At 55.9% G+C, this 15131-nt stretch carries 12 protein-coding genes, 1 tRNA gene and 1 other annotated feature; of the genes, 5 read left to right on the forward strand and 8 right to left on the reverse strand.

Annotated elements, in window-relative coordinates; translation table 11 throughout:
* Window position 1 precedes the first annotated feature (1 nt).
* The 4 genes from ACP5OT_RS00655 to ACP5OT_RS00670 all read right to left on the reverse strand — a co-directional run bounded on the left by ACP5OT_RS00655 (window position 2) and on the right by ACP5OT_RS00670 (window position 3096).
* Window positions 2–1273, reverse strand: a complete 1272-nt coding sequence (locus ACP5OT_RS00655) for an MgtC/SapB family protein (RefSeq protein WP_424674569.1) — start codon at window positions 1271–1273, stop codon at window positions 2–4.
* 145 nt (window positions 1274–1418) lie between these two features.
* Window positions 1419–1838, reverse strand: a complete 420-nt coding sequence (locus ACP5OT_RS00660; RefSeq protein ID WP_424674570.1) for a CPBP family intramembrane glutamic endopeptidase — start codon at window positions 1836–1838, stop codon at window positions 1419–1421.
* Window positions 1839–2042, reverse strand: a complete 204-nt coding sequence (locus ACP5OT_RS00665) for a hypothetical protein (protein WP_428113414.1) — start codon at window positions 2040–2042, stop codon at window positions 1839–1841.
* A gap of 268 nt (window positions 2043–2310) precedes the next feature.
* The gene (locus ACP5OT_RS00670) at window positions 2311–3096 is read right to left on the reverse strand and encodes a DUF429 domain-containing protein (RefSeq protein ID WP_424674572.1); all 786 of its coding nucleotides are present in this window, start codon (window positions 3094–3096) and stop codon (window positions 2311–2313) included.
* A gap of 81 nt (window positions 3097–3177) precedes the next feature.
* On the opposite strand from ACP5OT_RS00670, the gene ACP5OT_RS00675 reads away from it, so the two are divergent.
* Complete coding sequence (locus ACP5OT_RS00675; RefSeq protein ID WP_424674573.1) at window positions 3178–3624, forward strand: chemotaxis protein CheW; 447 nt, start codon at window positions 3178–3180, stop codon at window positions 3622–3624.
* A 160-nt stretch (window positions 3625–3784) separates the two neighbouring features.
* Here ACP5OT_RS00675 and ACP5OT_RS00680 read toward each other — a convergent pair whose 3' ends face one another.
* A complete protein-coding gene (locus ACP5OT_RS00680; RefSeq protein WP_428131056.1) occupies window positions 3785–5299 on the reverse strand; it encodes a phytoene desaturase family protein in 1515 nt (504 codons plus the stop codon).
* A 1016-nt stretch (window positions 5300–6315) separates the two neighbouring features.
* Window positions 6316–6579, forward strand: a binding site (T-box leader).
* 62 nt (window positions 6580–6641) lie between these two features.
* On the opposite strand from ACP5OT_RS00680, the gene ACP5OT_RS00685 reads away from it, so the two are divergent.
* Complete coding sequence (locus tag ACP5OT_RS00685) at window positions 6642–8003, forward strand: TrpB-like pyridoxal phosphate-dependent enzyme (protein WP_424674575.1); 1362 nt, start codon at window positions 6642–6644, stop codon at window positions 8001–8003.
* Window positions 8004–8133: 130 nt separating this feature from the next.
* Here ACP5OT_RS00685 and ACP5OT_RS00690 read toward each other — a convergent pair whose 3' ends face one another.
* Window positions 8134–10083: a hypothetical protein gene (locus ACP5OT_RS00690; RefSeq protein WP_428112880.1), complete on the reverse strand. Its 1950-nt coding sequence runs from the start codon at window positions 10081–10083 to the stop codon at window positions 8134–8136.
* A gap of 362 nt (window positions 10084–10445) precedes the next feature.
* Here ACP5OT_RS00690 and trpS point away from each other — a divergent pair, with 362 nt between their 5' ends.
* The 3 genes from trpS (at window position 10446) to ACP5OT_RS00705 (ending at window position 13570) form a co-directional block, all read left to right on the forward strand.
* Entirely contained in the window at window positions 10446–11456 is a 1011-nt protein-coding gene (trpS, locus tag ACP5OT_RS00695; protein ID WP_424674577.1) for a tryptophan--tRNA ligase, read from the forward strand.
* An 84-nt stretch (window positions 11457–11540) separates the two neighbouring features.
* Window positions 11541–13052 (forward strand): anthranilate synthase component I, encoded by a 1512-nt coding sequence (gene trpE / locus ACP5OT_RS00700; RefSeq protein ID WP_424674578.1) that lies wholly within the window; start codon window positions 11541–11543, stop codon window positions 13050–13052.
* Window positions 13052–13570 carry a methylated-DNA--[protein]-cysteine S-methyltransferase gene (locus ACP5OT_RS00705; protein WP_424674604.1) on the forward strand — a complete coding sequence of 173 codons (519 nt, stop codon included), beginning with the start codon at window positions 13052–13054 and terminating at the stop codon, window positions 13568–13570. Before trpE ends, ACP5OT_RS00705 begins: the two co-directional genes overlap by 1 nt.
* A gap of 149 nt (window positions 13571–13719) precedes the next feature.
* Here the strand turns inward: ACP5OT_RS00705 and ACP5OT_RS00710 are convergent.
* Window positions 13720–13796 (reverse strand) — tRNA-Arg (locus ACP5OT_RS00710).
* Window positions 13797–14010: 214 nt separating this feature from the next.
* Window positions 14011–14991 (reverse strand): fructose-bisphosphatase class II family protein, encoded by a 981-nt coding sequence (locus ACP5OT_RS00715; protein WP_424674579.1) that lies wholly within the window; start codon window positions 14989–14991, stop codon window positions 14011–14013.
* Window positions 14992–15131: the final 140 nt, after the last annotated feature.

Raw genomic sequence — 15131 nt, forward strand, 5'->3', positions numbered from 1 at the left:
ATTACCACGGCCAGAAGAGTGTGCCTAGTATTGATCCGGTGATCAGCAGTAACCCTGGTGTGATTGAACGGCGCAACCGGCTACTCCCGCCGGCCAGCGCGATTCCCCCTTTTACCAGTGTGTTGGTCAAAACGGCGACCCCAATAGCGCTGGCCGCTAACCGATTGGATAGCCCACCAGAGGTGATTGCTAGCTCGCTGAGCGATAACGTGATTGCATCCACGTCGACAAGTCCGCCGAAGATACTGGTAATGAAGAGTCCGGCCTCACCAAACTGGGTACGGGCGAAATTGGCGCCGACGAGGATAGTAGTGTAAAGGAGACTGAACCCGATTGCTGAACGCAATTCGAGCGGGTTGCCAAAATTCAACGGTATTACCTCATGCCGGCGTGACTGGCGCGCCAGCCATCCTCCCCAGATGAGGCAGCCGCTGCCTCCCGCCAGTAACACCGGCCATAATCTCTGTAAGACCTCCGGCGCAATCGCGCTGGTGAGTAGCCCGACACGCACAAACATCACCGCCCACGACAGCAACATGGCCAGCGTGTATTCCTGACTCAATTCCGGTGTGATCCGGCTGCGTTGGGTATTACTGAGGGTGACCGCAGTTGAAGAAACGATACCGCCAATCAGACCGGTGAGCGCAATGCCGCGAGTAGTGCCGATAATTTTATGCAGTATGTAGCCACTGAAACTCAGCGTCGAGATTAGGACAACGAGCAGCCATATCTTCTGCGGATTAATCACGTCCAATGGTGCTGGCCCAATCGGCGTATTTGGCAACACCGGCAAAACAATGAGACTGATACCGGCCAGCGTGAGCGAAGCTTGCATATCTTGCGGGCTGAGTTGGCGCGCTAAGCCGTGTAGACGGGCTTTCAGGGCTAGCAGAATAGCAATTGCCACCCCGATTGCCGTTGCCACCGTTCCGTAGCCCCACGCGACCATGCCTCCACACAGGAACGTGATGAGCACAGCCATTTCGCTGGTGAGACCGGGGCCATCGTGTCCGTGACTGAGAACGTATGCGGCAATCAGTAATCCACCTATTACCAGGGCCATCGCCGCGAAGATTTCCGGCGCTTGCAGTGTGATTGCGGCCAAACCGGCTGCACAGCCGATCACACCGATGATCGCGTATGTGCGTACACCGGCGAAAAGATCACTGCTAGCACCGTGAGCATACTCGCGTTGTAGGCCAATGAGCGCGCCGATGAGCAGGGCAAGGCCGAATTGGTAAAAGAGTTCAGGACTAGCGATGTTATTGAGCATAGTGGTACAGTGATTCGATTAGTGTGTGGCGAAACGGACTGTTTGGACCGTCATGATTCTAACAACGGTAGTGAGAACCACTATCATATACCCTATCGTGATGAGGTCAATCTGCATTGATGGCATCACCGGACAGATCGACAATTCATCGTGGTGTGCAACAACAGGCACGCCGGGATGCTGCCGTTGGTGTGTTGGTAGACCCAATGTGAAGATGAAGGACGTAAGGGTGATAACAATGGTTAGTGCGCCAAAAGAGAAGATCATTCGTCATAAACCGGCCCGGAATGAAGACGGCCGGTGCATGCCATAACCACCACGCCACGCCAACGATCAGGCTCGCGATGGCAGAACCATAGTGTGCTTGTAAGCGCGGTAAGGCATAGCCGCGCCAACCAAATTCTTCTTGTAGCGGCCCACCGGTGAACAAGATGACGAAGAACGCGATCAGGGCGAAGGGTGGATCGCTGATAACCGAAAGGTCGATGGCACCTCTGCTCATAATCGTCGCGACGATGATCGATCCGCCAAAGATCATCATTGGCCCAATCAGAATGATGATCAACTAGCGCCAACCGAAACGAAAGTCAAGTCCCCGGCGTAATAACGCCGGCGCACCACGCCATCCCTCGTGTTGCCACGTGAGTACCAGCGCCGCCAGCGATGGACCAAAAGCGGCTGGGTTGAGCGGCCCGCTGAAAACATCGATAAACGGTGATGGGAATGTGATGCCGCGATCGATGAGTACGGCAGGAAGCCAAAAATCCATGAGAACCCATAAGTGACGGCAAAGAACATCCATACCTGTCGCAGCGGATGGTGAGAAGTTGCCATCACACATTTCCTTCCTCGGTTTCGGCTTCGTTGCCGTCAGCCCCGACTCGTTGTGGGCTGTTGTGCTCTAGCATATCGCTCGGAAAGTAGTGCCGCAAGCGCACCGGCGTGGAGAGTTATGCACCTACATCGGTTTCTGCACCGGTAGCTGTTAATCCAAACATTGTGTTGGAAGTAACGGTAGAGCAACCAAGGTGCTAGTACTAGTTGGACGCACTCCAATCCGGTGTAAAGATGGCTCCTCCCTCCAACGTACCATAGCTTCGGCAGCGTGTTGCCCCCCAGCGATGACCGTAGAGGGCAATATATGCACAGAGCAAAGCGTCAGCTTCGTCTTCGACGGCCTTCAACGAACGTGGGCTGAGTTGATCGAGGTCAATTCCATGCCATAGTTCATCACTCCCAAACAATGGTGGATCGCCGCCGGATAATCCGCGCAACAAACTCAGGTAACGCCCTAATTCGCGCCGACGTTCGGCTAACGCACGGCCTGGCCGTGCTTTATAGCGCAAGATGTGCGGTAAGCGGAATAAGACCACAGTTGCCGGGTGTGGGAAGACTTCAACGATGAACCTCCCGCTCATACCGGCCTCAATGGCTGCTGTGTAGACAAATCCATCCGATGCCAGCGCTGCCAGCAGTGCTTCACCGCGCACCCCTCCGTAGCGTGCGAGTAGACGGCGGTTGGCCGGGTGTGGACCGGCATCATAACGCCGGAAGGCCGCAGCTAACTCGGCCTCGGCGGTGCGTCGCCCGGTTTCATTGGGCACGACCAACGGTGCATCAATTGCAAGAATGGCCGGTGCATCTCCGATCACTGTACGAATCGTCTGTACGATGGCATCGTTCGTCAGCAGGCGGCTTGGCGGTTGTACAAGCTGTGCCCCGGCCGGCGTACCAACACAAGCCGCGAATCCACTGGAGTTACGTGGCGACCACGCCAAATCTAGACCGAGATAGACGGTTGGCAAGGTGGTGTCAACGTTCATTACCGGTTGCTCGATTGTAACTCTACTGACCTGAACTTCGCGGTAGAGTTAGTGTAAAACAAGGAGACAGGGAGGTCTCTTATGATCAAATCATCCCCCACCACGATGGTTGTTGTCTGCCAGATTGGCAGTCGTTTTGTCGCATTACCTATGCAGACGGTCGTGCATACCGCCCACCTTAACGAGATTGCCCCTCTAGGTGATGCACCTGCGGTTGTGTGTGGTATGGTCTCACTCTATGGAGCAACTGTACCGGTGATCGATGGTCGTTCGCTGCTTGGTGAACCGCCCGGCTATGACTTCGATAGCCATATTCTGCTTGCAGCATCGGATTTCGATCAACCTCCTGAGATCGGGTTACTGGTTGATGAAGTGATGAGTATCCATCGCGTTGGCACCGATGGTCTTGCTCCGCCCGATCATGTTGATGGTTTTTCGTGTGGTGTAATACGCGATCTGCCCCATCCCGCATTATTATTAGATGTTGATGAACTGTTTGCATTAGCCCACGGCAACCCCCGCGACTAGTAGCCCCGCACGGCAGTGCGGGGCCCGTCCGGCAGTGCGGGGCCCGTCCGGCAGTGGGGGGCCCGTCCGGCAGTGGGGGGCCCGTCCGGCAGTGCGGGGCCCGTCCGGCAGTGCGGGGCCCGTCCGGCAGTGCGGGGCTACGGTGGGGCGATGCCTATCCCTAACGTCCTATCGCTATCGGTTGGTCCAATGGCAGGTCTTCGCTGATAAAATGAACCGCGCTCTTGGCTGCCTCTAAAATGGTCATTAGACCGCTACCCGGATGCACCGCACCGCCGATCCAATAGAGATTGCGCGCGCCATCGTGCCGGATGTGGGGGCGGAATGGGCCAAGCTGGCTCCAACTGTGAATCAGGTTAAAGACCGCGCCTAGATAAGTGTGATGCTCGTCGCGCCACGTCTCGGCGGTGTAATGCCGCTCGACAACAATGTGGCGCTCGACATCATGAAACCCGAGTTTGGTCATCTGCTGAATCACCAGGTCCCGATAACGTTGCTTCACCGCCGGCCAATCAACCTGATAACGCAGATTAGGCACCGGTACCAACACAAACAGAGTACTGTGACCGGGAGGGGCGTTCGCCGGGTCGACAATCGTTGGGTTACATACGTAGAACGATGGATCTTCTTCGTCGAGAATTGCACTTTTGGCCCACAATGGGTCGTTACGACGAATCGTCGCTGAGAGATAGAGCTGATGGTGTGGCAACTCGTCCCAGCGTCGGTTGACACCCAGATAGAGCATAAACGTTGAACACGAAAACTCCATCTGGTTGAGTTTCTGATCGGTATACTTGCCACGCGCGTGCGGTGGGATAATGTGAGTCAGCGCATGACCAAAATCTGCGTTGACCACCACACCGTCAGCAGATATTCGCTCGCCATCAGCCAACTCAACCCCACAAGCCCGTCCGTTTTCGACAAGCACCTGTTTGACCGGTCGGTTGTAATGTATCGTTACACCTAAATCGGTCGCAGCTTTAGCCAATCCGGCTGCCAAAGCGCGAAAGCCGCCGATCGGATGCCAAATGCCCTCAGCAAACTCGAGGAAGGTCACCAGACTAAAGATGCTCGAACAGGCGGTAGGGTGCATACCCAAATACTTCGCTTGGTAAGCCAAGGCATAGACTACTCGTTCATCGTGAAAGAAGCGCTTGAAGTGATCGTACAGGCTTTCCCACGGGCGAAAAGCGAGCGCTGCGGCAATTTCACGTGGTTTCAAATAACCGAGCGGTGTTCGTACCGGCGTCGCAAGGTACGGTTCGTACCCGACCTTGTACTTGCGGATATGCTCAATATACCAGCGTTCAAACTGCGCCGGCAGCTCTGAACCAAATCGGGCAAGCTGCGCCTTGAAGGCCGCCGTATCCGAAGTCAGATCGAGGTATTCACCATCCCAAAATCTGATTCGTGTATTTGGTTCGAGGCGTACTAGTTCGACGTAGTCGCTAAAACGCAACCCCACGCTCGCAAATAATTCGTCGTATAGTCGCGGCAACTGTAAGATGGTCGGTCCTGTATCAAAGTGGTAATCACCCAGCGAGAAGCCGCGCATGCGCCCACCCGGACGGTCGGCAGCTTCAAAGATATCAACTTGATAGCCGCGCCCGGCTAAGCGGATAGCCGTCGCCAACCCACCTAGCCCGGCGCCTACAATGACGATACGTTGTGTCACTGTTACTCCTCTGTCGTCTTCATTGAACGTTGTTGCATAGCCTCCTTTTTGAGTATACACCGCTTTTGTCTTCCGGTCACGGTTGGGACATGAACGAATGAAGTTGTGCAGAATTGTGGATAACTGGTGGAATTGTGGATAACTTGGGTAAAAGATCGCACTTGGTCAGCCGTTAACATTCATCTAATAGTGGATTAATCTAGGGCTAATCTATGATTGCTATAGTACCTATTGTCAAGCGAAGCGATTTGCGGTGGTCGCCGCGTGACAAACATCTCCCAACCTACACACCGCCCTCATTCCCCTCTCTCCGGCCACCTACGATTCGGTGGCCGTTGTTGATTCATGCAGCTATGATCTAGTTCATACCTAGTTTGAAACGATACAGTCCCTTTGTTACTCTGTGAATACGCTCAGGAGACTGTACGTATGGTATGTGGCAGCCGTGTTGCTGCCGACAGAGAAGGTATGGCGTGCGGTAGCCGCGCTGCTGCCAACAGCGATTACGCAATTACATCCGTCTCGCCCTTCGCAACCCAGCCCGCACGTGATCGATGAAAGTACGGGTAGCGAAGATGATATTGCGCCGCGTAGCTCCGTCTGATCCAACCAGATAGCCGTCAAAGCCGATATAGGCTCACACTATGTGCAATTCGTCGTTGATGCGGTTCGCGTATGGCAGCCGATCGGCCAATTCGTGCGCCGGGTTAGCCCGAAACAGGCTCATAAACCGGATCTGTTCCCTATTGCGGATTTGTAAAGACCCACACGCGAAACCCTTGTCGGATGCATATGTCATCATCGTTGTCGAGTTCTACAGGTGTGTTGGTGGAAGTTGTTATTGATTGCGGTTTTCGCTAGCATAGCGAACGTTCTCCTATTTGCACGGCCGGCCTCTGAATCGCCCTCTGTCACCGGAATCCACAGGGTAAACGTACAATTACGTTCTTGTTCGATGTGGTATGACCTTGTATTGACACCGACAACCGAGGATGGTATACTTCCTCCACATTAGAATAACGACGTTGATCAGGAAGAGTAACAAGCATGGCGACAGTCCAGCGAGCCGGTGATGGTGCGAGATCGGCAAGTTCGGTGCTTGTGAATGGGCCTGTGAGTCGCACGGCGAACCGGGTTTTCCCGCAGTAGTCGCTGCCGGAGACGCCACCGTTATCAGGGCGCTAGGTGTGGAGCGGCATTGCCGACAGCACCTGTAGAGTGCGCCGTGTGCGTGAGCTGCGGCGAACGAGAGTGGCACCGCGGTTTATTCCGTCTCTCGACCAATTTGGTCGAGAGCTTTTTTATTGGTGTATTTGGTGTATTGCTGCAAGGAGAGGTGTCTGTGGAAACCGTCAAGTATCTGCTCAGCGAAGATCGCCTGCCGGAATCGTGGTATAACATCGCCGCCGATCTCCCTTCTCTGCCGCCACCGCCGTTACATCCGGCTACCGGTCAGCCCATTGGCCCTGCCGATCTGGCCCCGCTTTTCCCGATGGAGCTGATCAAGCAAGAGGTGAGCACTGAGCGCACGATTCCCATTCCTGAAGAGGTGCGTGCTATCTATCGCCAGTGGCGGCCCACGCCTCTCTTCCGTGCGCGTCGGCTCGAACGTGCGCTTGATACGCCGGCTCGCATCTATTACAAGTACGAGGGTGTCAGTCCGGCCGGAAGCCACAAACCGAATACGGCAGTGGCACAGGCTTACTACAACAAGATCGAGGGGGTGCGGCGGTTAGTTACCGAAACCGGTGCCGGTCAGTGGGGTTCGTCGCTTGCCTTCGCCGGTGCGCTGTTCGGCCTTGAGGTCGAGGTGTTTATGGTCAAAGTCAGCTACAATCAGAAGCCTTACCGTCGGGCGCTGATGGAGACCTACGGTGCGCGCGTGATCGCCAGCCCAAGCACCGAGACGGCAGCCGGACGGGCTATCTTGGCCGAGCATCCGGATAGTACCGGCAGTCTTGGTATCGCGATTTCTGAGGCGGTGGAAGTGGCAGCCCAGCGCGATGATACCCGCTACGCGCTCGGCAGCGTGCTCAATCACGTCCTTCTCCATCAGACGGTGATCGGCCAAGAGGCGATGATCCAGATGGAGATGGCCGGCGACTATCCTGATGTGGTGGTCGGTTGTACCGGCGGCGGCTCGAATTTTGCCGGTATCGCTTTCCCCTTTATCGGGGCGAAGCTGCGCGGTGAGCGGCCATTACGGGTGGTGGCAGTTGAGCCGGCGGCTTGCCCGTCGCTGACTAAAGGGAAGTATGCTTACGATTTCGGTGATACGGCTCACTTGACGCCATTAATGAAGATGCATACGCTCGGTAGCACTTTTGTGCCGCCCGGTATCCATGCCGGTGGTCTGCGTTACCACGGTATGGCTCCGTTGGTGAGCCATTTGCTTGAGCTTGGGGTTATCGAGGCGATTGCCATTCAGCAGCTTGAGACATTCGCTGCCGGTGTCCAATTTGCCCGCACTGAGGGTATTTTGCCCGCACCTGAGGCTAACCACGCTATTGTCGGCGTTATTCGTGAGGCGCTCCGCTGCAAGGAAGAGGGGAAGAGCGAGGTTATCTTGTTTAATCTGTGTGGCCATGGCCATTTTGACTTGCAGGCCTATATGGATTATCAGGCTGGTAAGTTGCGCGATTACGAGTATTCGGACACCGAGGTGGCGATGGCGTTGGCCGGGTTGCCATCGGTAGGGGCGTAGGGACTTTAACACAAAGGCGCGGAGGAGGGCAGCGGGTCGCTCACGCAAAGGTGCAGAGAAGGCAAAGTCGTGAAGGGTTGGTTCCCTCCCCCGCGCTCGCAGTGCCTCGACGCCCTGATCCAATGCGATCCTACCCTCGCGCCAGCGTCACTGTGACGGTGATAATCGGCCCGGCGGCGGTGATAGTGACGTACCGGCTAGCACCAACTTGCTCGATCTGTAACGAGATGGGCGCGCCGTTGAGGTGTATGGTTTGTGGTGTCATACCTGCCGGTACAAGCAGACGCAAGCGGAAGCTGTCGCCGTTGCCGGTAGCGGTGAGGTTGATCTGGCTCGGTTGGTTGTCGGTGGCCGGTCTCAGTTGCCACCGGTATGCGACATACCCATCGCCGGCGGCGTAGCGAGCTACTGCGTAGACATCGTGGATCGTGTAGACCGGGTCGGCTGGCCAACGCGGCGAAATGGTAACCGTGGTGAAACTCGTATGCTGGTCCTCAATGCCGGCAGCGCCTTCGATCAACGCACCGAGCATTGCGCTAGCCCCCCAGCCATCGGTGGGTAAGAATTCGTTGGCCGGTGCAATCCCACCTGTTGGGTAGTACCAGAGGTAGCTCGTGCCGGTGCGCTCGATTAGGTTAATGTACCGTTGCAAAATGTTGAAGCCGTAGGCTTCGTAGCCGTAACGGAATGCACCGCGGGCAAGTTCACCACCGACTAACGGCATAATGCCACCGTTGACGTACTCTCCCGGTCGTTCGCCGAGACGACCGTTCATATCGAATGCGCCTACCGGAAATGGAGGATCAATGCTGTACCATTCGGCAAAGGCGATCCGACGGGGATCGTTCAACCGACGCAGATATTCGGCCACAATGGCCCGGCCTTGCGTTTCGGTTAAGACACCGCGATTCAGCGCGATCGCGTTCGAGAGGCTCAACTGCTCGGCTTCATCAACGCCGGGCACATCATAGGGGATAAGCTTGACATGATGGGTGTAGAAGCGGCCATTCCAGCTCAGCGCATTGAGGCGCGTCATCAGATCGGCGGCAATCACGCGGCGCACAGCGGCCAGATCTGCTTGCCCGGCAGCCTCCTCCATCAGCGCCAACGCCTTGAGTGCTGCCGCCAAACCGGTGTTATCGCCGTGAAAAATGCCCCACTTGGTCTGTTCATCGATCCAGTGGCGCGGTCCCAGTTCGCCGGTGTTCGGGTTGACCACCGCCGGGCCGTACTCGTAATCCCACGTGTCGATAGTGAACGGGCGTTTGACCAGCCCCAATGTCGGTTCCCAGCGCAGCGAGTCGCGCAGTGTGTAGTCAATGGCGCGCTGTGCAGCCGGCAACATGCGCAGCATCCATTCGGTATCGCCGGTGACTTGCCACGTCTCGTAGATCAATTGCACAAAGAGATATTCCACATCGGCTTCGACCGGAGTACGAAACGCAGGAATGGCCCACTCCGGGCGGGCGACGAAATCGGGCAGACTACCGTCAGGGGCTTGCGCACGCGCAAATGCCTCCGGCAACGAACGCAGATCGGTCTCGAAATAGCGAAACGCACGATTTTGATAGTAGTGGTCGCGCAGCCAGAGCAGCGGGCTGTCGGGCGAGCGGTAACCGACTACCTTCTGCCCGTCGAGCTGATAGCTCAGCCGGTCAGCAGCCATAAATCGGCGCACGGTTGGGTACAACCGATCATAGCCATCAATACCGGTGTGCAGCGTAGTTTCCGCATCAAGGCGATAGATGGTACCATTGGCGACTATCTGCCCATCGGCAGTGAAGAGCGCAGCCCAATGGTTACCCAGTGCGCCGCGCGGTATCACTTCGCCCCAACCTTCACCGTTGACAATGGTCAGATTGAAGACGCCGGCGAAGCGCCCGCGACCGTCGAATATGATCAGAGAGGCTGGGCCATTGTAGCCGCTTATGCGCACTACGACCGGTGTGGGCGTCAGTGGTTGAACGATGGGATTGAGACTGATGAACGTCGCAGGTGTTTCGGCCAGAGCCGGCGTTGTTGGTGTGCTCAGGCTGCCTAGCAGCCCGATCAAAACTATCAAGAGGAACAAACGCTTCATTGATAACCTGGCATGCTGATACACGGCAACGATACTCATAGTATAGCATTGTTGGCGAAAGATATAGTTTGCCGCACTTCTGATCGAGCGGCACAACCGGCAAGAGGGTAACGGATGGTAAAACTTCTCTGTTACTATCGAAAGGAAATCGCTATGAGCAGACTGCTGTCATCTATAAGTAGTATGAGCAGCGTATTGGCGAGAAGAACCTGTCAATGGTCGGTCTACCATCCGCAAAGTGGACAATATCTTGGCTTCTTTTGGTGACGTACATATGAGATAAATCTCGATTTGCCTGGCGGAGTTGTCTATTCAGCGTATTTACTCTGTAATTTCGATAATCATCGACAAGAGGCATGCGTATGAACCGCAAACCACGAGTCTTTTCCGGCATTCAGCCTTCGGGCAATCTCCATATCGGCAACTACTTGGGCGCTATCCAGCAATGGGTGGCCGGGCAGGGCCAGAAGACCAACTTTATCTGCATCGTTGACTTGCACGCAATTACCGTGCCGCAGGAACCGGCGGCACTGCACCGGCAAACCCGTGAATTAGCTGCGGTGTTGCTGGCTTGCGGTATCGATCCGCAACAGACGACGCTCTTTGTACAGAGTCATGTGCGCGCCCATGCTGAGTGTGCGTGGGTCTTTAGTTGCGTCACGCCACTTGGCTGGCTCGAACGTATGACCCAATACAAAACCAAAGCCCAAAAGCAAGAGAGTGTGATGACCGGTCTGCTCACCTATCCGGTGCTGATGGCCGCCGATATTTTGCTCTATGACGCCGATGAGGTGCCGGTCGGCGAAGATCAGAAGCAACATATCGAGCTGACCCGCGACCTGGCACAGCGGTTCAATTACCTCTACGGCGAGACCTTTGTCATTCCTGAGCCGGTCATCCGTGAAAGTGGGGCCCGCATTATGGGCTTGAACGATCCGACGTCCAAGATGAGCAAATCGGATACCACTCGCGGTCATGCTATTCGGATCATCGATGAACCCGACGAGATTCGTTGGGCAATCAAGCGTGCCGTTACCGATTCGTACAACGAAATCCGCTTCAGCGATGATCCAGAGCGCGCCGGTGTCAACAATCTCTTGCAAATCTACGAGTTACTTACCGGAAAAAGTCGACCTGAGATCGAGGCACATTTTGCCGGCAAAGGGTATGGCGCGCTAAAAAGTGAATTGGCCGAGGTTGTGATCGAGTCGCTTCGGCCTATTCGTGAGCGATACTATCAGTTGATGGACGATCCGGCAGAGCTAGATCGCATTTTAGCAATTGGCGCCGAACAGGCTCGTGCCGTCGCTGAACCCAAGATGACCCTGATCCTTGAACGGGTGGGTTTTGTGTTGCCGAATGACCGGAAATAATGCTGGTCACGGCGTGGCGCACAGTCGTGAGATGGCGACGGCTGTGCGCTGTAATGGATTGGACAGCCCAATAAGGGGAATTACATGTATTATCCAACCCTTGACCAGATGTATGAATTACGCCGGCAGGGCAATCTCTGCCCGATCTACCGTGAGATTATGGCCGACCTTGAAACGCCGGTCTCGGCCTATCTCAAGATCGCGCAGAGCGGTCTCGGCTTTCTGCTCGAAAGCGTGACCGGAGGGCAGAATATCGGTCGTTATTCATTTATCGGTAGCGATCCGTATATGGTTCTGCGCATGCACGACGGTGTGGCGCAGGCGACACATAGGGGCTACAAGCAGACTCTTCCATACAGCGATCCGTTGATCGTGCTTGAGAGCTATCTTAACGCCTATCGCCCTATCCGTCTGCCCAATTTGCCGATCTTTGTTGGTGGTGCGGTTGGCTATCTCAGCTATGAAGCGGCCCGCTATTTTGAACGCCTACCGGTGCCACCGGTGCGTCCCTACGATATGCCTGATAGCTGGTGGATGTTTGTTGATACGCTTCTCGCCTTCGATCACGTCCGCCACAAGATTATCGTTATCTCGCACGTCCATCTCGATGTCGAGGATTTGGCGGCTGAATATCAGCGAGCCGTTAGCCGCATCGAAACACTGATAGCCCGGCTGCAAAAGCCATTGCCTTCGACTATCGGGTTTAGCCTGCGCAATTACGAACCGCACAATACGCCGGCGCGTACCGTGCCCAATCCGGTCGTCTCGAACCGTACTGAAGCCGAGTTCAAGGCGGCGGTGTTGCGGGCGAAAGAGTATATTATGGCCGGTGACATCTTTCAGGTACAGATTTCGCAGCGCTTCAGCAAGGCAACGAGCGCCGACAGCTTCACCATCTATCGCGCTCTCCGCACCATCAACCCTTCGCCGTATATGTTCTACATTCGCACCGGCGAAGGCGATTTGGTCGGTGCATCACCTGAAATGCTGGTACAGGTGCGCGATGGCAACATCACGACCCGCCCGATTGCGGGCACGCGCTGGCGTGGACGTGATGCCGCCGAAGATGAACGACTGGCCGCCGAGTTGCTGGCCGACGAAAAGGAACGTGCCGAGCATTTGATGTTGGTCGATTTGGGGCGTAACGACATAGGGCGGATCAGCGAACCGGGAACGGTACACGTGCCGGTCTTTATGACCATCGAGAAATACAGTCACGTCCAGCATATTGTGTCAGAAGTGGTCGGCAAACTCCGGGCCGATCTCAAGCCAATCGATGCCTTACGGGCCTGCTTTCCCGCCGGTACCGTCACCGGTGCGCCTAAGATTCGCTCGATGGAGATTATCGCCGAACTCGAGGGTGAGCAGCGTGGTATCTATGCCGGCGCAGTTGGGCATCTTGGTTTCAACGGTGATCTCGATACATGCATTGCGCTGCGTACCCTGATAGTCAAAGATGGGGTTGCCTATGCCCAAGCTGCTGCCGGGGTAGTGGCCGATAGCACTCCCGAATACGAGTTTAATGAGAGTTGTAATAAAGCAGCAGCCTCGTTACGCGCGATTGATCTGGCCGAAGAATTGCAGGTAGGACTGTGATGCAGCCCGTGTTTACGATCATGCTCACTGCTAGTCCTTTAGGGCGCTTGCTCGTCGCCACGACTGCGCACGGTCTCGCCGCCGTCTTTCTCGGCGACGATGATTCGTCGCTGGTAGCGGCACTTCGCACAACCTTCTCCACTGCATCGATCCACGTAGGCGATGAGCCACTCCCTGCGGCGACGGCAATCACTGCCTACTTACGCAACGAGACCGATCTGCCGCCGTTGCCGCTCGATCTGTCAGCAGGAACCCCGTTTCAGCAGCGGGTCTGGCGGGCGTTACAGACTATTCCACGAGGCAGTACTCGTACCTACGGCCAACTTGTTCGCGACCTTGGACTGCCGATCACGGCGGCCCGGGCGGTGGGGCGGGCATGCGCCACGAATCCGTTAGCAATTGTGGTGCCATGCCACCGCGTACTGGGTGCTGACGGGAAGCTGCATGGATTTCGCTGGGGGATCGAGCGGAAGCGGGCGCTATTGGCACTGGAGGGAGTGTTGTTGCCGGAGGGATGATCTGAGAATACGTGCAGTCTTAATAGTAGCAGCAATGTTAGGGGACGGCACATCGTCCCCCTAGCTCAGCAACGATGGTAACGATGGTTGTAAACGCTTCTCGGCAACCGCTTTTGCTAATGAACAACCCGCCGAGTAGGCGGGTTGGTTGGCGACCCCGGCGCGATTCGAACGCGCGACCTTTTCCTCCGCAGGGAAACGCTCTAATCCACTGAGCTACGGGGTCGTATTCAGTTCACAGCGAAATTATAGCACAATCTCACCGATCATGCAAATTGATTGGTAATTGGCAGTGTTTGTTAAAATGATATGCCGTCGGCAGGTACAGACAACAGCCTTACTCAGCGTAACAGTGCCTAATACAGTACAATGCAGCCTTCTCCATGGAGGAGAAGGCCGGTGTTGTTCTCGATACCACGCCGGGCGATACCAAGGTTCGTTTAGGGGGTCAACAAATGCTCGGCGAAGATCAAGCGGCGGGTACGTGTTTCACTCCGCAAAATCAGCGAATTCGTTTCGGCCCGATCACCGGCTAGGCGCACGCCACGCAACAGGATGCTATCGGTAATTCCGGTGGCTACGAAGAAAATCTGGTTACTGCTCACAATATCGTCACAGGTCAAGATACGCTTCGTGTCAAGGCCGGCACGTGTGATTGCCTCGCGCTCGGCTTCGCTCTGTGGGGCAAGTCGGGCAAGCATTGCTCCGCCCAATGACTTGATCGCACATGCCGCTAATACACCCTCCGGCGCACCACCAATTCCCATCAGAATATCAACATTGGTGCCTGGCATAGCCGCGAGTAAAGCTCCATAAATATCGCCATCATCGGCCAACATTACCCGTGCACCGGCGGCTCGGATCTCTTCAATGAGGTGGGTGTGTCGTGGACGATCAAGGACAAAGACGACCAGATCACGCACGGTGCGTCGAATGGCACGGGCGACGAGTGCTAACGTCCATCCGGCCGGTGCGTCGAGGCATTCCGGCACCATGTAGGGAGCAACTTCCGGTCCCACCACAATTTTGTCCATGTATGCCGCCGGATGTGGTGCCCAGAGCGTCCCTCGATTGGTAACCGCAGCAAACGAAACTGCCCCCGCCCGTCCTTGGGCTAACTGGCGACGTCCATCAACTGGATCGACGATCAGGTCGGCAGGTGGGCCATTCCCGTTACCAACGCGCGCTCCGGCGGGGAGAGGCGTACTCACCGCTGCTCGCACATCTTCACCCATGGCGAGCCGTCCGTCGAGATCAAGATTGGCCAGTGCTGCAGCCATCGCCGTGGCTGCGGCCCGGTCGGCCTCTTCAACTTCACCCCGTCCCATCAAGCGGGCTGCGGCAATCGCTGCTGCCTCGGTAGCACGCACGAGATCGAGACCGGTGTTGGGACCAAGTCGTTGTGATTGAGGAATATCCATCGTTGCACTCTCAAGTGTTCCAATCGCGTTGCAGGTATATACCTTTACTGCAATGGTATACGAAAGTATAGATGCGATGTGCAAGATCGACAATTCATAGTACATTTTACCGTTTCATGTTTGCTCAACGGCTTCAAGCA

It is taken from the genome of Chloroflexus sp., from assembly GCF_049970315.1.
In the GTDB taxonomy this organism is placed as follows: Bacteria; Chloroflexota; Chloroflexia; order Chloroflexales; family Chloroflexaceae; genus Chloroflexus.